This window comes from uncultured Maribacter sp., from assembly GCF_947496775.1.
Taxonomy (GTDB): Bacteria; Bacteroidota; Bacteroidia; order Flavobacteriales; family Flavobacteriaceae; genus Maribacter_B.
On record NZ_CANMDU010000008.1, the window covers coordinates 123,962 to 150,464 of the forward strand.

Here is a 26,503-nt window from a genome sequence, read left to right on the forward strand (position 1 = left end):
CAACTCTGAAACGTAGTAATACACTTACCTATATAGAGTAAAATGCCCTATATATTGGTTCTTGCTTTTATTATTTTCATTAACCTCATACCAATAATCCCCTGTTGGTACTGGTGAACCTTCATAATTACCATCCCAATAACTAACATTGTCAAGTATTGCTACAACTCTACCATAGCGGTCATAAATCTTAACTTCTATATCTGGGAAATACTCTCTATTTTTTGGATACCACATATCATTATTTCCATCACCATCTGGAGTAAAGAAATTTGGTATATCTAACATTCCAGTAAATTCAAAGGGAACAGATACTATTGCCGCGCACCCGTTTTGATCCACAACTCTTACTGTTACCAATTCACTTTCATTGGTAGTATAAACTCCGTTTGTACCAAAAGATTCCCCTTGGAAGAAAAATTCATACCCTCCATAGCCACCTTCAGCAGTTGCCGTTAATTCATTAGGCGCTGTTTTAATTGCACTTAGTATTAGAGGATCATATGCTTCCATTGTAAAATCTACAATATTTGTACAACCGTTTTGATGGTATATATAAACCGTATGGTCTCCTTCAGCCAAATCCCCCCAAACATTCTCCGTCCCTGCTAAAGCAGTTACTGGATCTGTAGGATCTAATGGATCTAAGGCGAAAAGCAAATCGGACATTAAACCTTGTTCTTGCATTTCTATAGTAACCGTACTATTAGGAAAAATTCCTTCACAACCATATTCAATAATTGGCTCTGCAGTTAAATCTACGCCTATATTGATAGTTACAACTTCCGTTACGGCACACAAATTAACATCTTGAATATACAATGCGTAAGATGCCCCTCCTTCTAAATTCTGAATTGATGTACCGTCATATGGTGCAAAGACACCGGTTCCTGTTTCATCCACAGGACTTATTTTCTCTAATTTATATTCATAATATGGAGTCGGATGTACTAATACATCGTTAAATAGGGTTCCTCCTACAATATTAAAAATTAAAGTACCATCATTTGCTCCAATACACAACTCTGGGGTTGTAACTAGATTTGTTACCTCAAGGACATTAGGCTCCGTAACCGTTATGAAGTCTTTTTCAAAACAACCATTGTCATCCTTAATGAGAATCTCATAATCACCAGCCGCAAGTTCATCGAAAATATATGCATTCGGAGTTAATGGATCACTAAAAAACTCATCGAAATGTGGACCTATAGCAAATTGTAGCAACCCTTCCCCTCCTGATTGCACTTCAACAGTAATAGAACCATCTTCTTCTCCATTACAAGTTACAGGAGTTTCATTTGCCGTAAATAAAATAGGCACAGGTCTTATAATTTCAAAAGGTCCTTTAATGTCACTACAAGTAGCCCCACTAGTTACAGCAATATAATAATCACTACCTTCAGGAAGCCCTTCAAAAGTACCATCTGGTTGCGGCCCTCTAAAAACTGTGGCAGATGCTGCGGGAGAAAAAGCGTCAACTGGATCACCTACATACAATATAAACTGGTTATTCCCGACTCCACCATTCACAAAAGATTCTATTCTTCCATCTAATTCCGATGCACAAGAAATATCATCTATTTGATTCGGTAATATAGTAATACCAGTTGCATCGGTCATGGTAATACCATTAGATCTTACAGGTAAACAAGTGTTTAATATATTTTTCTTTCTAACATCAAATTGGTAAGAAATACCTGCATCTCCTAAAATAAGAACAGAAGTCCCTACCATATCGGTATAAGTCCCTACTGCTACCCCATTTTCTATTTGTAAATATTCATATACAAAGGAAGGTTCTGGGTTTTCTATAGACAAACGCACTTCACCTTGACCTCCACAACCAGGCACTTGTGTTTGCACAAGTATCGGCTCAACTGGTGGCGGTGGATCTACGTAATAAGGAGTAGTAACAAATACACATCCAAAACTAGATGAGACCTCAATTGCATACCAACCTGCACTAATAAATCCGCCAGTAGCGCCTATAAAAGTAGGTGAATTTTGAAGTCCACTTGCAGAAGCTATATCTGTATTGTTATTACTATTTAAATACAATAATCTATAATTATAACCAGCTCCAGGAAAACCTCCTGATGCTCCTGGTGTAGCAGTAGTAGATGTACCACTTGTTGGATCATAAGCTTCTAATACTGCATTGTTTCCGCTAGGACATTGTAATCCTTGCGGCTCCCTTATTCCTGCATCTATTTGCGGTACCACAGCCAAGGTAATATCAACATCACTTACACAGCCTTCTACATCTCTTATTTCTACTCTATAATCACCACTTGACAAATTTTCAAAATCATTAAGATTAGAATATGCTACAATTTCATTTGGATAGGTTGTACCACCATCTACGCTCTCTAACAATCTAAATTCATAAGGAGACGTATCCCAACCTTGAGAACCAATAGCTTCTATTCTACCAGTGTTATTATTACAACTTGTATTTCCTATTTCATTAGCAGTTACCTGTAAATCTCCATTAGGAGTACGTATCGTAGCTACGTTACTATCTCCATCACAAAATGGCGTTCCCGTAGAAGTTACCTCAACAAAATAATTTCCTCCTGCTAATCCTGCAATTATTTCTGGATTATTAGCCGTATTTAAACCTGTTCCTGAGGCTATGGCTGTTGTTTTACTAGGATCATCTCCTCTAAATACTCTATAATCATAAAGCCCTGTATAATCAGTAACAGATATAGATAATTCACCATCATTACCAGGAGTAAAACAACTTATTGGTTTAGCTTCTGCTATAATTACTGTTGGGCGTATTGGATCTATCACGGTATGAACAGGTAAAGGATAAAAACACCCTCCTGTATGATCTTCAACTTCAAATATATAATCTCCAGAAGCAGGCAATGCTATATCTACTGAAGAACTTCCTCCTGAAGAAACCGGTGCTACAGCAATTGCAGAAACTGTGGATACCGTAAAGTTCGTTGTCCCTGTAACACTGATAGTAACCACTTCGTCATCTGCACAATTCAAAGGAACTATATTGGTTATATTTGGAACTACACCTGTTGGTGGATTTATTATAACATCAGCTGTTGCTTCACAACCATTACCATCTATGGCATAAACGGTTATATTTTGTATACTACCGTTATCTACGATTTCAAATGTATTTGAAGTTTGGTAATTAGAAAAACCTGTAATACTATAACGATATCCACTACCAACAGTTCCTACATTTACAGCTGAAACGGTAGCGGTTAATGTTGTAGAACTAAATCTATTTGCACCTGGTTCACATGCAAAATCTGGTGCGGCAGCTGTTAGAGAAAAATCAGCTGGATTATCAATTTGATGCTGATTAGAAGTAACGGAACAACCTCTCGCTGTTACGACCTCTACCTCATAATTAGCTTCTGATAAACCGGTAAAGGATCCAGTATTATTACGCGACTCTTCTGTCGCAGTATCTAAATTAGTAAGAATATATTCTAAAGGTAAATCTTCAGATGTAAAGGGAATTAAAACATCTGCTGGATCCACTACAATTTCTATAGTACCATCATCCGCATCATGGCAACTTATATCTGTATAACCTTGAGATGAAATTGCAGGTGATGCAGCTCTATTAAGAATTATATCTGTTACTGTAAAAGCACAATTAGCACCTAATAAATCTGTTACTACTACTTCATAATTTCCTGGCAAAAGACCTGTAAAAACAGGATTATTAGTTTGTTGAGGAGCAGAATATGCACCTCCTGTATAATCTGTTCCCGTAATATCATAGGTAAAAGAACCACTACCTCCAGTTGTTTGTATAGTAATTATACCATCCGCAGCATTACAAGTAGATTCTGTTGTAAAGTCTCCTGATGCTGCTAAAAAATCATAGACCGTAGCTGTTCCTTGCCCTGTACACCCATTAGCATCTATTACATCTACCACATAATCTCCTGGGCTACTTACCGTATAAGTATGTTCCCAAAAAGCACCATTAATAACGGGAAAAGCCTCCACACCACCTAAAGTATACCTTGGTGTATCCACTGTATTAGGCATTTGAACAAGTATATCGAAAGATGTAGCACTTGTATTACATTGATTAACAACATTAAAGATTGGAGTTGGTAAATTTGGCTCTAGTAATATTACCGTTGCAATATCAAATGAAGTACATCCGCTCACGTCCCTAACATATACATCATAATCACCATTAGCAGCTACAAAAGTTGTATTCGTTGTATAATCTCCTGGGTAAACTGGCACAACACCATTATTCATATAAGCATACTCATAAGGTCCACCATTGCCACCTCTACCTTGTACTGTAATTTGCCCTAAAGCATTACAATTTGCAGGTTCTTGAGTTAATATATCTATGGATGGTAAATTTTGGTCAATTACCACTCCCACAGCAGCTGTACAACTATCTGTTAAATTTGTAACTAAAATTTGATAATCTCCTGCCAATTCCGCATAAGTATCTGCAAAAGGATCCGCTGTTGTTGTTATTGAATTATGTAGAACAGTAACAGTATTATCATCATTATTGAGTAATTCTACTCTCAAATTATCACCAATAGTAAAACCTGTAATTTCATATGCTATCTCTCCATTTCTATTTACATCACATGCCCCAGGGGTAGAATTAGCAGTTACATCTAGTGTAGACGGACCATCTATTGGTAGTATTTCTTGTTCGTAAATACAACCAGTACCAGTATCATTAACCTCAACCGTATATGCTACTCCGTATATTATACCATCTGTAGCATTATCAAAAGTATGGTTATTTGCTCCTGGAGTGTTATTTAAAGCATAAAATGCTGGTTGATTAGACAATCTAATAGTATAAGGACCAGACCCTCCACTTACCGCAACGGCATATGTAAAAGCAGAATCATCACACGTTATTGGTGCTGGTGGCGGAATAGGAGTAATTAAAACTTCATTACTTGTTATAGTAACTGTATCTATATCTGTACAACCGTTGGCATCTATGGTTATTACGGTATAGCTTCCTGGTATTAAATCTACATCAAAAATATCCAAAGAAGAAGCTGCTGCTCTGGTTACATTGTCTTGGCGCGCAACTTCCGTTCCAGTATTATCTTCTATAATAAAACTAAAATTTTCAGCTCCATTAGTTACACTATTTATACGTATGCCTCCGCTTAAAACACTTGCTGCACATGTAGCGGGTATTTCTACTACATCTGTATCTGGTGTTGGCGTAGTATCCAAAACTATATCTACAGTTTGATTCACTATACAACCTCTCGCATCTCTTACTGTAAAAGGATAGGTTCCTACAGCTAAATTAGAATATACAGTCTGTGGAGTAAATGCACTACCATTAAAACTAATTTCATAAGGAGGCACACCACTTGTTGCATCTGGAGTAATTGTTACTGCTCCATTTGCTGTTTGCCCACAAGTTACATCTCTAGTATCTAATGCAGCTGCAGCAATTGGATCAGGTGGATTAACAATAAGTGGATTTGATATTGCAATACACCCCGTATTCGTGGTATTAGTATCTGTAATTCTAAACCTGTACGTACCGTCTATCCTTGTATCGTAATTAAAGTTGTTCGATGTAAATGCAGTTGGTGCTCCCCACGTACTACCATCGTCAACGCTAACCTCATATTGCGATCCTGGTGTATATCCCCCACTTACATTAACTCGTATCCTACCGTCGTTTGTTCCACAAGGAATTTCTGTTACCAAACTAATATTTACTCTTAACTGCGGTTCTATTGTTATGTTAACTGTATCCGAACAGTTATTACTATCTACAACTTCTATAGAATAGTTTCCAGGAGTTAAATCTGTAAAAGTAGATGAAGCCTGTAATGTACCTCCGTTAATTCTATACTGATGAGTTCCTATAGCAGCTGAACCAGCTGTTGAATTTACCACTGCTGTAGCTCCTGTTCCTGCAACATAACAAAAATCAGATGCTCCAGTGTCTAAACTAATACTAGGGGCACTCAAAGGAGTTAAACTAAAATTAAAAGTAGCTGTACATCCTTCTGCATCTTCCACAGATAATACATATGCTCCGCCCAGAGACAAATTATTAAATGTTCTTCCAGACTTTGGTCCTTGTACTGGACCGCTGGGTGGAGTTAAAGTGTACCTATAAGCGCCCCAACCACCAGTTGCTGTTGCTGTTACCCTACCTATATTCCCATTAGCACAGCTCATATCAACAACAGCACCTGCTAAGGATAATGGAGCTGCTTCTAATATATCAAAAGAGCTGGTATCTGTACATCCTGTATCGGTATCTGTAACTGTAATAGTATAGGTACCTGGACCTGATAAAGGCAGCACCACTTCTCCATCATTTTGCGGTCCTCCACTAAATAATCCTCCATTAATATCGTACGTGTAATTGCTTGCAAAACCATCTATTAAAAAAGTTCCCGTACCATCGGTTGCTCCATTACAAACACGTAAATCTCCACCCGATTTTACTCTAGCTCTTATAGAGCTTGTTAAAACTGGGCTATAACCTTCTGTATAAGTACAACCATTACTATCTCTTATTTGAAAAATATAGGATTGCGTGGCATCTAAAGCAACAAAAGTATCATTAGCTCCATTATCATTTATTATAGGACTAATAATAGAAAAATTGGCAATTGTAGCTCCTCCTGTTCCTAGAGTAGGAACCAATTGTAAGTCTACTGTATTTGCCGTACAATTACTATTAGTAGCTACAAAATCTATATCGGTTGGTGGGTCTACATCTAAGATTGTTATAGGTGTTAACTCCAATCTACAACCACCTCCATCTTCTATCATTGGAGTATATGTACCAGTTACTAAATTTGTATATGACGTAGTTGCTGTAAAGTTTGTTCCATCAATACTATATATATAACCGCTTCCTGAACCACCGCTAGCAGGGCCAAAATCTATTTGTCCTCCTATTGTACCTCCAGAACCATCGCAAGTTCTATCTGATACCTTTGTTGCAGTACCGGTAATTACACCAACACTACTTACAGTAACATCATTTAACGGCATAGTACACTCAAATCCACCTTGCTGATAACGCACTTCTATATCCTCATAAGGTGTTCCTCCAGGTGTAGCTGGCACAGAAATTTGGTTCGTTGTAACCCAAGGGTCTAATGGGTTTACCCTATAGGACAAATTATATCCTCTAGCATCAACCACATTAAAATTAATTTTTGCTCCTCCATTAGAACAAGTTCCATTTATTCCAGTTGCCGTTACATCTGGCGAAAGCAAAGATTCTACATTAGAAGATGCTGTTATTGTACATCCATTACTATCCGTAATTAAAAAATCATAAGATCCAGCAGCTGTAACTGTATAAGTAGTAGTTCCTGTATAAGAAGGGCTAGAAGGCCCTGCCCCATTAACTATAAAAGTATACGGTGGTGCACCCCCAGAAGTATTAACTGTTATATCTACACTAGAAATTGTAGAACAACCAAAACTACTATTTACCTCTGTAGAGGCATCTAAGGCCAATAATCCGTTTCCAATTACAATCGGATTTCCAGACGTGTCTAAATTTTGTCTTGGAGGGTCTATTCCATTTAAAGGGTCCCCAGTACATTGTTGTGTTTCTACCTGAACCGTATAAGTTCCAAAACCTACTGCCGAAAAAGTATATGGGTTATCTGGTATAAAGGCTGTAAATTCCTGAGCAACTCCACTAGAATTTAACAAAGTATATTTATATGGTCCAGGTACATTATTTGCGGTAACTGTTATACTTCCAGTTTCTCCACTACATTGCGCATCTACAAAGGTAGCTTCAATATCTAAATCTAACTGCTCAATAATTATTGGTTCGTAAGGATACTCACAAGTATTAGGTGTATTCTGTAAACGGGCTTTAACTATGTAAGTGCCTGGTGTTAAATTATCAAATATTGGTCCTTGCCATGGCCCAAAACCACTTCCACTATCAATACTAAACTCATATGCACTAGAAAGGTTTGTTATTTGTATTCTACCATCTACCCCACATATATAATCTTGTTTAACATAAGTTTGCGTAATACTACTTTTCTTTACTTTAATAAAAAATTGTTGCCCATCTGCAATTACTCTATACTCTGACCCTGTTATTGCTGATATTGCACTGGCATCTAGAGTATATGTCTGATCTGTTGAAACTGTAGTATAACAAGAAATGGTTGTATCGGGACAATCTTCATTAATATCAGCTGAACAAGTTCCTCCCAAAATTTGCCATTGTACTGAAGCATATGGCCCACCAGACAGACTAAGTATTCTATCGTCAAAATCCCCACACAGATTAAATCTTGCCACAGTTAAACCATTGGTACTACAACCAACTTCTTCATCTGCTCCTTGTACAATGGTAGTAAACATCGGAGCTAAACTTGGCGAAGCATCTTTTTTATTAAAACTAAAAGAATCAGAACTATCTATAAGTTTTTCAGTTGCATCTTCAGAAGAACTAGCTTTTAAAATGATTGTTTCATGAATCATTTTAAAAACCTTAGTATTTGCAATAGCTGTGGTGGAAACTACTGAGGCAAACACAAAAAATAAAGCATATAAGATATACTTGGTTTTTTTTGGGAGCATAGGTTAAGTCGTATTTTAAAAAATGTTTCGAATTTGGGGAACTCCAAACATTCTTGGTGTAATTCTTTAAACTTATATATTCTAGTTATTTTTAAACAATAATTTTTCTTACATTTCTAATATATTTCTAACGTAGATCTATGAAAAAAAGTGTCCTATATTTCTATTTTTTCGTTGTAATACACAATTTGACGTTTTCACAAAAAACTGGAAACAAGATATATACGCCAAAAAAAAACTTATATTCACCTGTGTTATTCGTCGATAAACTGCAGGTTCCATGGGGCTTTACATTCCTACCAGACGGTAGTATATTAATTACAGAAAAAAAAGGAGAACTAATTCTCTTTAAAAACGATAAAAAACAAAAAATAGGCAATATTCCTGAAGTTTATGTTCGAGGACAAGGCGGATTATTAGATGTAGAGCTACACCCTAATTACAAAGAAAACGGATGGATTTACATGTCTTTTGCCTCTCCTAAAGGCAAAGAAAAAGGTGGGCACACTGCTATATTGCGAGCTAAACTAAAAGACACCTCGTTAATAGAAAAAGAAGTTCTTTATAAAGCATTACCAAATACCACAAAGGGACAACATTTTGGATCTAGAATTGTATTTGATTCTGACAACTATTTATACTTTTCCATAGGAGAACGTGGTGCTCGTGATATAAATCCGCAGAACATAAAAAGAGATGGAGGAAAAATATATAGACTGCATGATGACGGAAGAATTCCTAAAGACAATCCATTTATAGGTATAGACAGTGCTAAGACCGCAATTTACAGTTACGGTCATAGAAATCCTCAAGGACTAGCTATACATCCGAAAACAGGGGGAATTTGGAATAATGAACATGGTCCTAAAGGTGGAGATGAAATAAATATCATAAAAAAAGGAGCTAACTACGGTTGGCCTATGGTAACTTACGGGGTAAATTATAGTGGCTCAACGATAACCGACAAAACAGAAATGCAAGGAACAGAACAACCAATACACTACTGGGTTCCTTCTATTGCGCCTAGTGGAATGGCTTTTGTTACTTCTGATAAATATCCAGAGTGGAAAGGAAATCTTTTAGTTGGTTCTCTAAAATTTCAATATTTAGAAAGACTCGTTTTAAAAGACAATAAAGTAATATATCGAGAAAAACTTATACCCAATTTAGGAAGAGTTAGAGCTGTAAAACAAGCTCCGGATGGCTTCATATACGTAGCTATAGAGGGAAAAGGCATTTACAAATTAATTCCTAATACTAAAAAATAAATTAACGAATGAAAATTTTCGCAACCCTATATGTTCTTTTTATAACTATTAGTTTTTCTTTCTTAAAACAACAAACCCCTTTACAAGAAAGTATACAACGCGGAAAAGAAGTTTATTCTGATTTTTGTGTTACTTGCCATTTAGAAAACGGAGAAGGCATACCTTCTACTTTTCCTCCTCTTGCAAAATCAGACTATTTGTTAAATAATAGAAATAAAAGTATTAAAGGTTTAAAATATGGCCAGCAAGGAGAAATTATCGTAAACGGTTTAATATATAATAATAGCATGCCTGCACTTGGCCTAGAAGATGAAGAAATTGCAGATGTTATGAACTACATTTTAAATTCTTGGGAGAATACAAGTAACAAAATGGTAACACCAGAAGAAGTCTCTAAAATTACAGAGTAAACAATTCTACTTTTGCGAATCTATTGCCAACTTAACTGACCCAAACTCTTTCAGTAATTCTTCTGCTTTTTCATAAGAAACATTAAGGCCTTCCATAATATATCGGGTTCCTCTATCCACTAATTTATCATTGGTAAGTTGCATATTCACCATTTTGTTTCCTTTAACGCGCCCTATTCGTATCATTAAAGCAGTAGAAATCATATTTAAAGCCAATTTCTGCGATGTTCCGCTTTTCATTCTAGTACTACCGGTTACAAACTCAGGACCTACGTTTATTTCTATAGGAATTTCAGATAATTCTGCTAACGGAGAACCTGGGTTATTTGTTATACCAGCAGTAAGTAAACCATTTGCTTTGGCTTCTTGTATTCCTCCCAAAACATAAGGAGTTGTACCTGAAGCTGCTATGCCAACCACCACATCTATCGCAGTAATTTTATGTTCTTCTAAATCTTTCCAAGCCTGGTTAGTAGCGTCTTCTGCATTTTCTACCGCTTTACGTATTGCTGTATCTCCTCCTGCAATTAAACCAACCACTCGTTCATGTGGCATTCCAAATGTCGGTGGAATTTCAGAAGCATCCAAAATACCCAATCGGCCACTTGTCCCCGCTCCTATATAAAATAAACGTCCTCCTTTATTAAATCTCTCTTCCAATCCATCTACTAACTCCGTAATCTGAGGAATAACCTTTTCAACTGCATCTGCTATTTTTTTATCCTCATCATTCATTGCTGCCAATATAGAAGCAGTATCCATTAGTTCTAAGTCATTGTGGTTCGATGGAGATTCTGTAATTTTCTTATAACTCATAATTTTATAAAAGGCGTATATCGTTGTTTCTAAAAAGGTTCAATAAATCATTTTCTGGATGCAACTCCGTAATCATGGTATTAATAGCATTTACATCGCAACTCTTATATCTATGTTGCGAATTCAGTTTTTCTGAAATAGACAATAAAACTGTTTTCTTTGATGCTTTAATAACCGCTTTTTTCATTTGTACAATATCCCAATCGAACTCCGTTAAACCATGTAAAGCATCCACATAACCAGTACCTATAAATCCGTAGTCTACTTTTATTTCGGATAAATTATGAATAGCATTCGCTCCCAATGCCAATTGTGCATCTTTAGATATTTGTCCTCCCACAAAAATAACGGTAATATTTTCTTTCTCCAGCAATTCCATTGCTACCGTTAAACTTAAGGTAAAACAAGTGAGTTTAAGATGATCCGGTATCAATCTTGCTAACTCCATACAAGTAGTTCCGCCGTCTACGAATATTACAGCACCATCTTTTAACAAAGAAATCGCTTTTTGAGCAATAATAATTTTTTCAGGAAGTGCGTATACATTCTCATTAGGAAAACTCTTATTTGTAAAGCCAAGAGATATTGCTCCTCCATGAACTTTTTTTAACTTATTTTCTGCATCTAGTTCCTTAACATCTCTTCTTACTGTGTCTATAGAAACATCTAAGATTTCCGCAAGATCCATTAAAAGTACTCTATTATGTAAGGCAACCTCATTTAGTATTGCAATATGCCTTTCCTCTTTTAACATGGTTACTTTAGTCGTTTTATCTAATTACAACAGCAAAGGTAACAAATAAAAATCATTGCTTTTTTGTGCTGTTTATCTAACTCAAAAACGAAATATAATTATAATGATTGCAAATAAATGCAGTAATTACTGCAAAAAACAGCATATTTTGTTTTTTTTTATTAAATTTGAACTACAAAATCGAAAAAGACTTCAAAAAATGGCACTAGTTACTATCCAACCACAGGCTCAAAAAATTCCAAAAGACGAAGAATCTAGAAAGTTTGAAAAAATAACCTCTTTTATTCATCAGAATTCAGAATCTGCCTCGCTATCTGTTGCCGCAGAAATTGCGGAATTAATAAAGCAGAGACAAAAACAAGGCAAGAATGTTGTTCTGGGATTAGCAACTGGCTCTACTCCTACCAGAGTGTATGATTATCTAGTACAATTTCATAAAGAAGAAGGATTAAGTTTCAAGAATGTCATCTCTTTTAATTTAGATGAATATTTTCCAATGCAACCAGATTCTATACATAGCTACGTAAGGTTCATGAAAGAACATCTTTTTGACCACATAGATATAAAACCTGATAACATTCATATTCCAGATGGAAATCTCGAAAAAGAAGATGTAAAAGAATTTTGCGAGGCATATGAACAAAAAATACTGCATTCTGGAGGAATAGACATCCAAATACTTGGGATTGGAAGAACGGGGCACATTGGATTTAATGAGCCCGGCTCCTCATTAAAAAGTAAAACCCGTATGGTTAGGCTAGACCGTGTTACCCGCTTGGATGCAGCTAGTGATTTTTTTGGGTTAGAAAATGTTCCCGCAAAAGCAATTACCATGGGTGTCGGAACCATAATGGCCGCAAGAAAGATAATTCTAATGGCATGGGGAGAAGGCAAATCCGATGTAATTCGTGAAGCCGTCGAAGGCTCTATCAGAGAATCTGTCCCAGCTACTTTTTTGCAACATCATAAAAACTGTGAGTTCATCGTAGATTTTGCTGCGGCATCGTCATTAACAAGAATAAAAACACCTTGGCTAGTAAGTGAATGTAATTGGACGGATAATCTTATTCTAAAAGCTACCATTTGGCTTTCAGAAAAGCTTAACAAGGCTATCCTTAAACTCACCAATGAAGATTACAACGAACAAGGAATGGGCAGCTTAATCGCAGAAATCGGTTCTTCCGAACAAATAAACCTGCAGGTTTTTAATCATTTACAACGTACTATAACAGGTTGGCCAGGAGGAAAACCAAATGCAGATGATAGCAGTAGACCGGAAAGAAAATTTCCATACCCAAAAACATCTCTTATTTTTAGTCCACATCCTGATGATGATGTAATATCTATGGGAGGAACACTTTTGAGACTTGTAGATCAAGGCCACAAAGTTCATGTCGCTTACCAAACTTCTGGTAATATTGCGGTTTTTGACGATGAAGTAATTCGCTTTCTTGACTTTGCTAAGGATTTAGAAGAGCAAAATACAGAGTTACATGAAAAATTAAAAAAAGTTAAAACCTTTCTAAAAAATAAAAAACCAGGACAAATAGACAGCCCCGAGATTCAAAAAATAAAAGGACTTATAAGAAAAGGAGAAGCTCTTTCCGCTTGCAGGTATTGCGGTGTCAATGGAGAAAATGCACATTTTCAAAACTTACCGTTTTATGAAACTGGGACGGTAAAGAAAAAACCACATTCTGAACAAGACATTCGACTAACCTACGATTTATTAAACAAAGTTAAACCTAATCAAATATTTGCAGCAGGAGATTTATCTGACCCTCATGGAACCCATCGAGTTTGTTTACAAGTCATTTACGATGCCATAGAACTACTGGTAGCAGACAATGTAGACTGGATAAAAGATTGTTATGTTTGGTTATATAGAGGTGCTTGGCAAGAATGGGATATTGCAGATATGGAAATGACCGTACCCATTGGACCGAGAGATATGCAGCGTAAAAAAAATGCAATTTTTAAACATCAATCTCAAAAAGATGCCGCTATGTTTCCAGGAAATGATGAGAGAGAATTTTGGCAACGAGCAGAACAAAGAAATACATCTACCGCCGTAAAATACAACTCCTTAGGTATGGCAGAATACGAAGCTATGGAAGGTTTCGTTAGATACCATTTTCAACAATCAATTAAATCTAAGGATTGAACAATTTATATAATTTGGTCGTCATCCTCCATTTATATTCATTATAATTTTAAAAAGGTCTATTTTAGTAGTAAATAGACCTTTCTTTTTCTTATGACAAAGTTTTTTTTACTTCTTTTATCTTTTGCTGCTCTTATTTCTTGTAGCTCTCTACAATCCTACAACAAACATCCAAAAACAGAATTTAGAGGGGTTTGGATTGCTACAGTAGTGAATATAGATTGGCCAAAAAATGGATTAGACGAAATAGAAAAACAAAAAAAAGACTATTTAGAAATATTAGATTTTTACCAAAACCTAAATTTCAATGCTGTTATTGTACAAATTAGAACTGCCGGAGATTCTTTTTACAGATCAGAATATGCGCCATGGTCTCGCTTTTTAACAGGTAAAGAAGGTAAAGCTCCTAAAGAAAACTTTGATGTCTTAGGTTGGATGATCAATGAAGCACACTCTAGAGGCATGGAGTTCCATGCATGGTTAAATCCGTACAGGGCTACTTTTGATTTAGAAACAGAGGTTTTAAGTCCTACCCACGATTTTAATCTGCACCCCGAATGGATGGTTAAATACGGAAAAAAATACTATTACAATCCTGGCTTACCAGAAGTACAAGAAAAAATGGTTTCCATTATGAAAGAAGTAGTCGCCGACTATGACATAGATGCCATACATTTTGATGACTATTTTTATCCCTACAAAATTAAAGATAAAGTATTTCAAGATTCTTCCTGTTATGAATTTTATAAGCGGCCCAAACAATCTATTGCTGATTGGCGCAGAAGTAATATAGACTCGTTAGTTAAAAAAACATATCGGACTATAAAAAAAGAAAAACCTTGGGTACAATTTGGTATAAGTCCTTTTGGAGTATGGAAAAACAAAAGTACTGATCCAAAAGGTTCAGATACGAAAGCTGGGCAAACTACCTATGAAGATTTATATGCAGACCCTTTATTATGGATGAAAAAAGGGTGGGTAGACTATCTAATTCCTCAGGTATATTGGAGTATGGATTTACCAGTAGCATCTCATAGTAAAATTGTAGACTGGTGGGCGCAAAACAAAAGTAACAGTAATCTATATATTGGCAATGGCGCTTACAAAATCCGCAATAATAGTGATCATGCTTGGCAAAAGAAAAAAGAACTCCCTAACCAATTAAAACTAGCCAGAAACACACAGCAAATGAGCGGAAATGCATTTTTTAGTGCTAAATCTTTAATGAAAAATAATTCCGATGTCGTAAAATATATTAAAAGAAAATACTATAAAAAAGCAGCCCTTACCCCTATTTCTTCTTTAACAAAAAACACTTTTAATGAAGTTAAGGTTCAAGTTTCTAAACATAGTGAAGAAAAAATTGAATTTACGGTTAATAGTCCGCAAAAACTCCGGTATGCTATAATCTACGATAGTGGAAAAAAAACAAAGCTAACTTATCCTACCACAAAATTACTTAACAAAACGTTTATAGACGATTCCTCTATATTTTCCATATCTAAAAGTGAATTTAAAGGCAAAAAACATATTGCTATAACTTTTATCAATTATTATGGTCGAGAGAGTAAGCCAACAGTATTAAAGATAAAGAATGATTAAAAAAGACAAAGGCGCTTGGGCATGGGTTCCAGTTTTATATTTTACTCAAGGACTTCCTTACGTAATGGTTGTAACCGTATCGGTTATTATGTATAAAAAACTAGGTGTTAGTAATGCTGATATAGGTTTATATACTAGCTGGCTCTACCTTCCTTGGGTTCTAAAACCATTTTGGAGCCCTTTTGTAGATTTAAAAAGCACTAAGCGTAAATGGTTTCTAGGAATGCAATCCCTAATTGCTTTAGCTCTATTAGGAGTTGGTTTAACCCTACCTACTAATATATTTTTTATTACCACATTAGCTTGTTTCTGGATGGCAGCATTTGCTTCTGCTACGAACGACATAGCTTCTGATGGATATTATATGCTAGGGTTAACAGAAAAAAAACAATCTTTTTTTGTTGGTATGCGAAGTACTTTTTATAGACTAGCAATGGTTACTGGAGAAGGTTTAATTGTAATATTAGCAGGTTTTTTAGAACATAAATATGGAGATAGCACAAAAGCATGGAGTATAACAATGATTGCTGCAGCTGGTTTGATGCTTGTCTTAACAATAGCTAATTACTTTACCACCCCTAAATATGAAAACGAAGAAAATAACGATTTAGAGAAACCACAAAATTTTGGCGATATTTTAGGCTCTTTCTTTGATAAACCGAATATAGGAATTGCATTAGCCTTTATTTTAACCTATCGCTTAGGAGAATCGCAATTAGTAAAAATGGCTGCCCCTTTTATGTTAGATGATATTACTAAAGGAGGCTTGGGTTTTTCAACTGAAAAACTAGGAACATTATTTGGTACTGTAGGTGTTATTATGCTTTCCGTAGGTGGAATACTTGGCGGTATTTTAATCTCTAGAGACGGACTAAAAAAATGGATGTTACCCATGGTATTATCTTTAAATATTCCAAACATTTTATATGCAGTACTTGCTCTAACAAAAACAACCAATATTATTGCTGTTTCAGCAACTGTAATATTCGAAAAATTTGGATATGGTTTTGGTTTTGCTGCATTTTTAATGTACCTAATTTATATTGCAGAGGGTAAATCTAAAACTTCTCATTATGCTTTAGCAACTGGTTTTATGGCATTAGGAATGATGTTACCTGGAATGATTAGTGGTTTTATGCAAGAATGGTTAGGCTACGGCGGATTCTTTATTTGGGTAGTTATTGCTGCTCTCCCAGCTTTAATCCTTTTGAAATATATTGAATACCCTGCAGAATACGGTAAAAAATCAAACTCAGACAATGCGTAATATCATCCCTTATAGTAAAGCATCAAAATCTCTTAGTAAAAGAGAAAAAGTTGGCCAATTTTTTATGCCAGCTGCTTTTATTAATGATACCGAAGAAGAAATCTCTGCATTAGAAAATCTAATAAAAGAACAAGGAATTGGCGGATTATGTTTTTTTCACAGTAGAGCCAGTGCAGCAACAAATTTTGAAGGAAAGAAAAAAATAATTTATAATACGGATAGTCTAAACACTTTAAAAAAATTAATAAAAAGATACCAAAAAGCAGCAAAACACACCCTTTTAATTAGTATTGATGCCGAATGGGGATTAGCAATGCGCATTGAAAACACCCCGCAATACCCATATGCTATTTGTTTAGGAGCAATGACCAGTAATTTAGATTTAGTTGAAGCTGTTGGAAAAAATATTGCTTTAGATTGTAAAGACGCTGGTATACATTGGAATTTAGCACCTGTCGTAGATATTAATAACAACCCCAACAACCCTGTAATTGGTTATCGTTCTTTTGGGGAGGATAAAAAAAATGTTACCCAAAAAGCACTTGCATTTATAAAAGGAACCCAAGAAGCAGGAATACTAACTAGTATTAAACATTTTCCCGGACATGGCGATACTGCTACAGACTCGCACTTAGATTTACCTTTAATAGACAAAACCAAAGAAGCTTTATGGGAAAACGAGCTATATCCTTTTAGAAAAGCTATTGCCTCTGGAGTAGATTCTGTAATGGTTGGGCATTTATCGGTGCCCGCCTTAGCAAACGGAAGCACGATATCTTCCAGTATATCTAAAGACATTATTAAAGGTGTTTTACGTAAAGAAATGGGGTTTAACGGTGTTGTAATTTCCGATGCCCTAAACATGCATGCCGTTTCTAAAAACTACCCTATAAAAGGAGAATTAGAAGGTCTAGCTTTTGATGCTGGAAATGACATTTTATGTTTTGCAGAAAACACCAAAGAAGGGATAGAAACTATTCTAAAAAATGCAGATGCAAAAGCCATAGAAGAGAGTTTTAAAAGAATATGGTTGTTAAAAGAAAAAGCTATAAATCAATCTAATGATAAAGAAGGAAAAAGGATAAGCTTAAGTTCTTTAAACAGTCTTATTGCAGAAAAAAGTATCACACAACTACAAAATAACACGAAAGATTTTGATAAAAATTCTTTCGCAGGAATTAGTATAAATTTTAGCAAAGACACTACTTTTTTTAATAACATTCAAAAAGAAAGAAAATTCGATTTTTATAGTTTAACTAATTACTCTATTTCAGAAATCAAAGAAAAAATAAAAGGTGTAAAAAACATCCTCATTAGTATAGAAGCTCCTAAAGTAAAGCCTCAGAATAAGTTTGATATTCCTGAAAAATATTGGGATTTTATCACCGAATTATTACTTACTAAAAGTACGATTTTGTACTTATTTGGAAATCCGTATATTCTAAATCATTTAAACTATAAAAAAGCACAATCTGTAATAATTTCTTATCAAAATTTTGAAGAATTTAAAATTGTTGCCGCCCATCATTTTTTAGGAAAAGTAGAAGCCAAAGGAAAATTACCCGTTTCCATAAAATAAAACAGTATGAAAAAAACGTTTAATGTTATAGGATTAATGTCTGGCACTTCTTTAGATGGGTTAGATTTGGTTTACTGTCAAATTTCAGAAATAGACGGAGTCTATGGATACACCATTGCAGAAACAAAAAATATAGACTACACACCAGAAATGAAAAGCAATCTTAAAAATGCTATTCATTTACCTGCTCTAGGATTGTTAGAATTAAACAATACATACGGAACTTGGCTAGGAGAACAAACTAAACTTTTTATTGAAGAAGAAAATTTAGAAGTTGATTTTATTGCTAGCCATGGACATACCACCCACCACCAACCAAAAAAAGGAGTTACCTATCAAGTCGGGAGCGGACAACATATAGCAAATGCATGTAACAAGATTGTAATTAACGATTTTAGAACTAATGATGTTGCGCTAGGTGGTCAAGGAGCTCCGTTAGTTCCTATTGGAGATATGTTATTTTTTAAAGAATATGATTTTTGCTTAAACCTTGGCGGTATTAGTAATATTTCTTTCCAGAAAGGAAAAGATAGAATTGCTTATGATATTGGATTAGCAAATATGCTACTAAATTACATCACTCAAAAAATAGATTTAGCTTACGATAAAGATGGAAATCTTGCACGTTCAGGAAAACTAAACCAAAATTTATTAGACCGTTTAAATGCTTTAGAATTTTACAAACTACACTACCCAAAATCTATTGGATATGAATGGTTTTTACAAGAAGTTATTCCATTAGTAAACAAAACGGAGGATACTATTCCTAATCTGTTACACACCGCAGTGGTGCATATATGCAATCAAATTACACTACAAATAGAGCAAAACATTTCAAAAGAAAACAACAAACTTTTAGTAACTGGAGGTGGTGCCCTAAACTCCTTTTTAATAGACACTTTAAAAAAGGAATTACAAAACTCAACAACAGTTGTTATACCTTCTAAAACGGTTATAGAATTTAAAGAAGCTTTAATTTTTGCTTTAATGGGTGTTTTAAAACATCAAAACAAAACAAATGTACTTAGTACTGTTACTGGAGCTATAAAAGACTCCGTTTCAGGTATTGTTTACCTCCCTCAGTAGTCTTACGTTTTCAAAAAGCCTAATTATCAACGAAATAGAATAAAATATATTTGCTAAATTGATATATATTTGCTAAATTGATATATGCAACAAAATATATGTCCAAATTGCGGCTCTGATCGAAATACCAAAAGCGGGATAATAAATAAAAGACAGCGTTACAAATGCAAGAATTGCTCTTATTATTTCACTGTAAACAAAATTGGAAAGAAGATAGATGATTATTACGTTAATAAAGCATTACAACTATATTTAGAAGGGCTTACCTATAGAGAAATTGAGCGTATACTTAGCATTTCTCATGTAACTGTAATGAATTGGGTAAAAAAATATAACATAAAACGCCCTTACAATTCCAACTACCACCCAACATACAAAATACTAACTGCAAAAGAACTAGGCAATTACTTTAGTGACGCATCTAATTTAAAAGGTGCAGGAGCTATTGTTACAGAGCTTGGAGATAAATTTATGCTAATAAAATGGGAGCGTTTTAAAGATTAACTATATCAATTTAACAATTAAGTATATTAATTTTTTGTTAACAATATCTTTTACGGAGTTTAGCACTGCACACAAAACCAGTATTAATCAACCTAAACACCTAAATTTATGAAACAAAAACTATTACTAATTGTATTCTTTCTTGCATCATTTTCTATGATTAATGCTCAAGAAGATGTTGAAACCGGTTATGGTAAAGGCTACAGGTTAAATTTTGATGACGACGGCACAAAATACCTCCGAATTATTGCTTGGGGCCAATTTTGGGGTCAGTACAACGAAAATGTTCCAGATGAAACTCAAAAATTCTCAACTAGCATTAGAAGAGCACGTGTATTAATGTGGACAAAGTTTAGCGATAAATTCTCGTTAGTCACTCATTTTGGTCTAAATAGTTTAAATGGCAATAACCAAAGTCCATTAGGTAGTCAAGGAGAGAATGCAGATGCTTCTCAATTGTTTTTTAATGATTTTTGGGGCGAATGGAAAATTGCCGACAATTTCTATGCAGGCGCTGGACTACATTACTGGAATGGTATTTCTAGACTTAACAATCAAAGTACCCTTAATCTTTTAACATTAGATAACAACCGTTCCTCATGGGCAACTATTGGCCTCTCTGATCAATTTGCACGCCACATTGGTATTTACTCAAAAGGTAAAATAGGCAAATTACAATATCGTGTAGCTATAAACCAAGCAGGTAAAAATTCGCTAGGCACTTTTGATGGTACTGCAACTGCTTATAAAGGTGTTGATATACTTGGTACCGCTGATGCAGGTAAAGTATATCAAGGTTATTTTGATTACAACTTTATGGATGAAGAGTCTAACGCATTACCGTACAAAGTAGGTACTTATATGGGAGCTAAAAAGGTATTTAATATTGGAGCAGGTTTCTTTAGCCATCCTAACGGCGCTGTAAAAGCAGATGGCACAGGAGACAATGTAAATATTTTCGCTGCTGATGTATTTTATGATGCTCCTGTAGGAGCTAATGGCTCTGCTATCACTGCATATGCAACCTATCAAAGTAATGATTACGGTGAAGATTTTGTTCTTGGACCATATGCAACAGGCAACATGCTTTATGCTCACTTTGGTTATCTATTGCCAGGTGAAAAAACAAAAACTAGATTCCAACCGTATGTTGCCGCATCATCACGCGCAGTTGATGCCATAGATGATAATGCAACTCAATTTAAATTAGGTGCTAACCTTTTCTTTACAGGGCACCATTCTAAATTAAGTTTAGATTACACCAACAGTAAAGTAGGTGATGGTGATGCTGCAGGTGTTTTAACCCTGCAAGCAATGATTTTCCTATAAAATTCAACCAACAAAAAATTATAAATTATGAGTGAAGATAAACAAGAAAAAGCAACTGCCTATTGGAAAGAAAACCTTAGGTATTTAATAATCCTTTTAACCATATGGTTCTCTGTTTCTTTTGGAGCCGGAATAATTTTCAAAGATACCCTTAACGAATTTAGATTAGGCGGATTTAAGTTAGGATTTTGGTTTGCGCAACAAGGGTCCATTTATGTCTTTGTAATTCTAATATTCGTATACGTACGATTAATGAATAAACTAGACAAAAAATATGGTTACGATGAGTAATCAATAAAATCACTAATTTAAAAAATACAATATTATGAGTGTTCAAACATGGACTTGGATTTTAGTCGGGCTAACTTTTGCCCTATATTTTGGAATAGCTATATGGGCAAGAGCTGGTTCCACAAAAGAATTTTATGTTGCAGGCGGTGGTGTTTCTCCATTAGCAAACGGAATGGCAACAGCAGCAGATTGGATGAGTGCCGCATCCTTTATTTCAATGGCAGGTATTATTTCCTTTTCAGGATATGATGGTTCCGTATATCTTATGGGATGGACTGGCGGTTATGTATTACTAGCACTATTACTCGCCCCATATCTACGTAAGTTTGGAAAATTTACAGTACCTGATTTTATTGGGGACAGATATTACTCTAACACAGCAAGAACAGTAGCTATATTTTGCGCATTAATCGTATCTTTTACTTACGTTGCAGGACAAATGAGAGGTGTAGGAATTGTATTTTCTCAATTCTTACAGGTTGACATTACTTTAGGAGTAGTCATTGGTATGGCTGTAGTTCTTGTATTTGCCTTTTTAGGAGGTATGAAAGGAATTACATACACACAAGTAGCACAATATTGTGTACTTATTTTTGCTTTCATGGTTCCCGCATTTTTTATATCAATGCAAATGACAGGAAACCCAATACCACAATTAGGAATGGGCGGTAAAGTAGAAGGTGGCACATTTTTATTAGACAAATTAGACACCTTACACACCCAATTAGGCTTTAACGAATACACAAGCGGAAAAAAATCTACCTGGGATGTTTTTGCAATAACATTAGCACTTATGGCTGGTACTGCAGGATTACCTCACGTAATTGTACGTTTCTTTACAGTTCCTAAAGTGAAAGATGCGCGTAAATCTGCAGGATATGCACTCTTCTTAATTGCTATTCTTTATACAACTGCACCAGCTATTGCAGTATTCTCTAGAACAAATTTAATAGAAACAGTAAGTAATAAAGAATATACAGAAATTCCTCAATGGTTTAAAAACTGGGAAGACACAGGTTTAATCGCATGGTCAGACAAAAATAATGATGGCAAAATACAATATGTAGCAGGAAGTGCTCTTTCTAGCAAAAAACCAGTTTTCACAAATGAAAGAGGCACTAATGGAGAACGATTAATTTCTAACGCTAATGATTCTTCAAATGAATTATATGTAGACCGTGATATTATGGTATTAGCGAATCCAGAAATTGCTAATTTACCAAATTGGGTAATTGCTTTAGTAGCAGCTGGTGGTTTAGCCGCTGCACTTTCTACAGCAGCAGGTTTATTACTTGTTATATCCACTTCAATTTCTCACGATTTAATTAAAAAACAATTAAAACCAGACATTTCTGAAAAAGGAGAATTAATGGCAGCACGTATAGCAATATTAGTAGCTATTATCATTGCAGGTATTTTTGGAATATATCCTCCAGGATTTGTCGCCGCCGTCGTCGCCTTAGCATTCGGTTTAGCCGCTGCATCATTCTTTCCTGCAATTATTCTTGGAATCTTTGATAAACGAATGAACAAAGAAGGTGCTATCGCAGGAATGGTTGTTGGTATCACAATAATGTTATTTTACATGATACGATACAAAACAGGCCTTATAGGAACTTTTGACCCTAGACCAGCAAGTGAATGGTGGTTTGGAACATCTCCTGAAGGTTTTGGAACAATTGCAATGTTAATAAATGTTGTTGTTTCTGTTGTAGTGTCCAGAATGACAGCTGCTCCACCACAAAACGTTCAAGATATGGTAGAGAGTATTAGAATACCTAGTGGAGCTGGTGAAGCTTCACAACATTAAAAAAATGTTCCAAAATATTATTAACATATAGTAAAAAGGATCAAACAAAATCTCATTTTTTAACATTTTGAGATATTAAATTAGTTGGTTAAAAAAACAGTGTCGTGTATATGACACTGTTTTTTGTCATTTTTACTATCTTTAGAAATAGATGAAAAAGAGACATATTCAAAAATTAGTAGTGCTTTCATTAGGATTATTTTTCATCCTTAATATTCCTTTTCTCCTAATATTTAATCTTAATGATGCCATTTTAGGAATACCAATAATATATTTTGCTATTTTTTCTATTTGGGCTCTTTCGATTATCATTTCCTATAGTGTACTAAAAAAGCACTATGAATAATTACTATTTGCTAACTATAATAGTTGCCTATTTATTAGTTCTATTTTTCATAGCCTACAAAGCTGAGAAAAATTCTAAAAGTAAATGGGTTAACAACCCCTATGTTTACACTCTTTCTCTAGCTGTTTATTGTTCCGCTTGGACGTATTATGGTAGTGTTGGTATTGCTGCAAATTCTGGTGTAAATTTTTTACCTATTTACTTAGGTCCTGTTATAGCTGCTCCTTTATGGATAGTATTATTGCGGAAAATTATGCGCATATCCAAACAACATAAAATTTCTACTATTGCAGATTTTATTTCTTTGCGATATGGAAACAACAGGTTTCTTGGTGCTCTTATTACTGTAATTTGTTTAATAGGTACTGTCCCGTACATTTCTTTACAACTTAAAGCAGTTTCCGAAACTTTTGAAATTATGTCTTTTGGGAATGGACATATTGCCAGTGGTATTTTAGATGATTCCACTTTTTATATTGCTGTTTTACTAGCAATTTTCGCTACTTTTTTTGGAACACAAAGTACAGATGCATCAGAACATCATAGAGGAATTATAGCTTCAGTAGCTTTTGAATCTGTTATAAAACTAATTTTCTTCTTAATAGTAGGTGCATATATCACTTTTTATTTATTTGATGGTACTTCGGATATTTATTATCAAATGTCCAAGACAGATAACTTTAAAAAACTAATAACCTTTGGAAATCTAGAAGAAGGGTTTGATTGGTTTTTTGTCATAATTCTATCTTTTATGATGATATTTCTTTTACCAAGAATGTTTCAAGTTTCCGTATTAGAAAACAGTAGAGATAAACATTTAAAAAAAGCTATCTGGCTATTCCCATTATATTTATTACTATTTAACTTATTTGTAGTTTATATTGCATGGGGAGGAAAATTATCGCTTGGAAATACCGTAAATGCAGAGTATTTTTCTCTACTTCTACCGCTGGCAAATGGCAATACTTTACTAGCACTATTAGTTTTTTTAGGTGGTTTTTCTGCAGTAATTTCAATGGTGGTTATTTCAACCTTAGCATTATCTACAATGGTTAGTAATAACTTAATTATTCCATATGGTTTTTTAGAAAAATTCATAGAAAATCATCCAGAAAAAAACGCTACTTATATTAAAAACATAAGAAGAATATCAATTTTCACTATTATAATTTTAGCGTATATTTTTTATATAAATTTTTCAATAGAACTTTCTTTGTATTCTATTGGCTTAATCTCATTTGTAATTATTGCGCAATTAGCCCCCTCTTTCTTCTTAGGTCTTTTTTGGAACCGAGGTTCATCAAAAGGAGTTATCATTGGCATTATAGTCGGCATAATAGTTACTGGTTATACTTTAATACTTCCATTTACTATTGAAGCACTTACGGGCTACACATCTTTCACAACTGAAGGACCTTTTGAAATTGTATTACTTAAACCCTACAATTTATTCGGAATAGACTTATTAAGTCCACCATCACATGCATTCTTCTGGAGCATTCTAGCTAACACATTATCATATCTTACATTTTCATTAACTTCTAAAGGAAACTATAGAGAAAGAAACTATGCAGAAATGTTTGTAGATAGTAGTAATTACAATACACTACAAGACAGTGCTTTAATTTGGAAAGGAGAAGCTTATGTTGCAGACATTAAAAATGTATTAGTAAAATTCCTAGGAGAAAGAAGAACAAAAAGGGCATTAAATTTATTTTTCAAGAAATACGATTTACCTGCAGACACCCAAATGGCTGATGCTCGTTTAATAAATTTTTCAGAAAAACTATTAACAGGAAGTATTGGTGGAGCATCTGCTAAAATACTAATCGCTGGCGTTGTCAAAGAAGAAGAAATAAGCTTAGTTGAAGTTTTAAAAATCTTAGAAGAATCTAAAGAAACTATAAATAGAAATAAAATTCTTAGAGAAAAATCTAACGAACTAACAGAAATGACTTCTCAACTTAAAGAAGTAAATGATGAGTTAATTTTTAAAGACAAACAAAAAGATGAATTTTTAGATACGGTTGCACATGAACTAAAAACACCGATTACAGGAATACGAGCAGCAACAGAACTTTTAATGGATGAAGATGGAGATATGCCTGGGGAAATAAAAGAACAATTTTTAAAAAATATTCTTCAGGATTCTGACCGCTTAGCTCGTTTAATTAATAATATTCTTGAATTTGAAAAATTATCTACAGATAGGGCTTATATAAATTTACAGACTCATAACATACAAAAAACACTAAAAAGAGCCATTGGAAACATGCAGCACATAGCTGCAAAAAAAGAAGTGGAATTAATAAATAAAAATCAATTTCATTTTGAATTGATTTATGATGAAGATAAAATTCTTCAAGTTTTAACCAACTTAATTGGTAATGCTATTAAATTTTGTGAGCCAAAAAAAGGAAAAATAATTGTCGATTACAAAATGGGGAATCAGGCTATCGAATTTTACGTTAAAGACAACGGAAAAGGAATTCCTGAAGAGGATATTGAATATATTTTTGATAAATTCTACCAATCTAAAAACCAAAATACTATAAAACCCATTGGAAGTGGACTTGGATTAGCAATTAGTAAACAAATAATTGAAAAACACAAAGGAAAAATTTGGGTAGAAAAAGGAACTAAAGTTGGAACAATTTTTGGTTTTAAACTTCCTTTTTATTAAATTGTAAACAT

The 26,503-nt window shown here is 34.4% G+C and carries 15 protein-coding genes; 12 read left to right on the forward strand and 3 right to left on the reverse strand.

The window, feature by feature from the left end; translation table 11 throughout:
• Positions 1-24: 24 nt before the first annotated feature.
• Complete coding sequence (locus Q0856_RS13360) at positions 25-8,583, reverse strand: T9SS type B sorting domain-containing protein (protein WP_298505826.1); 8,559 nt, start codon at positions 8,581-8,583, stop codon at positions 25-27.
• A 140-nt stretch (positions 8,584-8,723) separates the two neighbouring features.
• Here Q0856_RS13360 and Q0856_RS13365 point away from each other — a divergent pair, with 140 nt between their 5' ends.
• Together Q0856_RS13365 and Q0856_RS13370 are read left to right on the forward strand one after the other, a co-directional pair.
• The gene (locus Q0856_RS13365) at positions 8,724-9,851 is read left to right on the forward strand and encodes a PQQ-dependent sugar dehydrogenase (RefSeq protein ID WP_298505829.1); all 1,128 of its coding nucleotides are present in this window, start codon (positions 8,724-8,726) and stop codon (positions 9,849-9,851) included.
• An 8-nt stretch (positions 9,852-9,859) separates the two neighbouring features.
• A complete protein-coding gene (locus Q0856_RS13370) occupies positions 9,860-10,261 on the forward strand; it encodes a cytochrome c (RefSeq protein WP_298505832.1) in 402 nt (133 codons plus the stop codon).
• A gap of 6 nt (positions 10,262-10,267) precedes the next feature.
• Here Q0856_RS13370 and murQ read toward each other — a convergent pair whose 3' ends face one another.
• The gene (gene murQ, locus Q0856_RS13375) at positions 10,268-11,077 is read right to left on the reverse strand and encodes an N-acetylmuramic acid 6-phosphate etherase (RefSeq protein ID WP_298505835.1); all 810 of its coding nucleotides are present in this window, start codon (positions 11,075-11,077) and stop codon (positions 10,268-10,270) included.
• A gap of 4 nt (positions 11,078-11,081) precedes the next feature.
• On the reverse strand, positions 11,082-11,831 hold the full coding sequence (locus tag Q0856_RS13380) for a DeoR/GlpR family DNA-binding transcription regulator (protein ID WP_298480501.1): 750 nt from the start codon (positions 11,829-11,831) through the stop codon (positions 11,082-11,084).
• Between the two features lie 199 nt (positions 11,832-12,030).
• Here Q0856_RS13380 and nagB point away from each other — a divergent pair, with 199 nt between their 5' ends.
• The 10 genes from nagB to Q0856_RS13435 all read left to right on the forward strand — a co-directional run bounded on the left by nagB (position 12,031) and on the right by Q0856_RS13435 (position 26,492).
• Complete coding sequence (gene nagB / locus Q0856_RS13385) at positions 12,031-13,995, forward strand: glucosamine-6-phosphate deaminase (protein ID WP_298505838.1); 1,965 nt, start codon at positions 12,031-12,033, stop codon at positions 13,993-13,995.
• 93 nt (positions 13,996-14,088) lie between these two features.
• Positions 14,089-15,597 (forward strand): family 10 glycosylhydrolase, encoded by a 1,509-nt coding sequence (locus tag Q0856_RS13390; protein ID WP_298505841.1) that lies wholly within the window; start codon positions 14,089-14,091, stop codon positions 15,595-15,597.
• Entirely contained in the window at positions 15,590-16,864 is a 1,275-nt protein-coding gene (locus tag Q0856_RS13395; RefSeq protein ID WP_298505844.1) for an AmpG family muropeptide MFS transporter, read from the forward strand. Before Q0856_RS13390 ends, Q0856_RS13395 begins: the two co-directional genes overlap by 8 nt.
• Positions 16,857-18,443: a glycoside hydrolase family 3 N-terminal domain-containing protein gene (locus Q0856_RS13400; RefSeq protein WP_298505847.1), complete on the forward strand. Its 1,587-nt coding sequence runs from the start codon at positions 16,857-16,859 to the stop codon at positions 18,441-18,443. The genes Q0856_RS13395 and Q0856_RS13400 overlap by 8 nt, the downstream gene beginning before the upstream one ends.
• A 6-nt stretch (positions 18,444-18,449) precedes the next feature.
• Positions 18,450-19,529 carry an anhydro-N-acetylmuramic acid kinase gene (locus Q0856_RS13405; protein WP_298505849.1) on the forward strand — a complete coding sequence of 360 codons (1,080 nt, stop codon included), beginning with the start codon at positions 18,450-18,452 and terminating at the stop codon, positions 19,527-19,529.
• 84 nt (positions 19,530-19,613) lie between these two features.
• Positions 19,614-20,033: a helix-turn-helix domain-containing protein gene (locus Q0856_RS13410; RefSeq protein ID WP_298505852.1), complete on the forward strand. Its 420-nt coding sequence runs from the start codon at positions 19,614-19,616 to the stop codon at positions 20,031-20,033.
• A gap of 108 nt (positions 20,034-20,141) precedes the next feature.
• Positions 20,142-21,362, forward strand: a complete 1,221-nt coding sequence (locus Q0856_RS13415) for a hypothetical protein (RefSeq protein WP_298505855.1) — start codon at positions 20,142-20,144, stop codon at positions 21,360-21,362.
• A 27-nt stretch (positions 21,363-21,389) separates the two neighbouring features.
• Positions 21,390-21,653, forward strand: a complete 264-nt coding sequence (locus Q0856_RS13420) for a DUF4212 domain-containing protein (RefSeq protein WP_298505858.1) — start codon at positions 21,390-21,392, stop codon at positions 21,651-21,653.
• A 34-nt stretch (positions 21,654-21,687) separates the two neighbouring features.
• A complete protein-coding gene (locus Q0856_RS13425; protein WP_298505860.1) occupies positions 21,688-23,463 on the forward strand; it encodes a sodium:solute symporter family protein in 1,776 nt (591 codons plus the stop codon).
• A 338-nt stretch (positions 23,464-23,801) separates the two neighbouring features.
• Positions 23,802-26,492, forward strand: a complete 2,691-nt coding sequence (locus Q0856_RS13435) for a sensor histidine kinase (protein ID WP_298505866.1) — start codon at positions 23,802-23,804, stop codon at positions 26,490-26,492.
• The last annotated feature ends 11 nt before the right edge of the window (positions 26,493-26,503 follow it).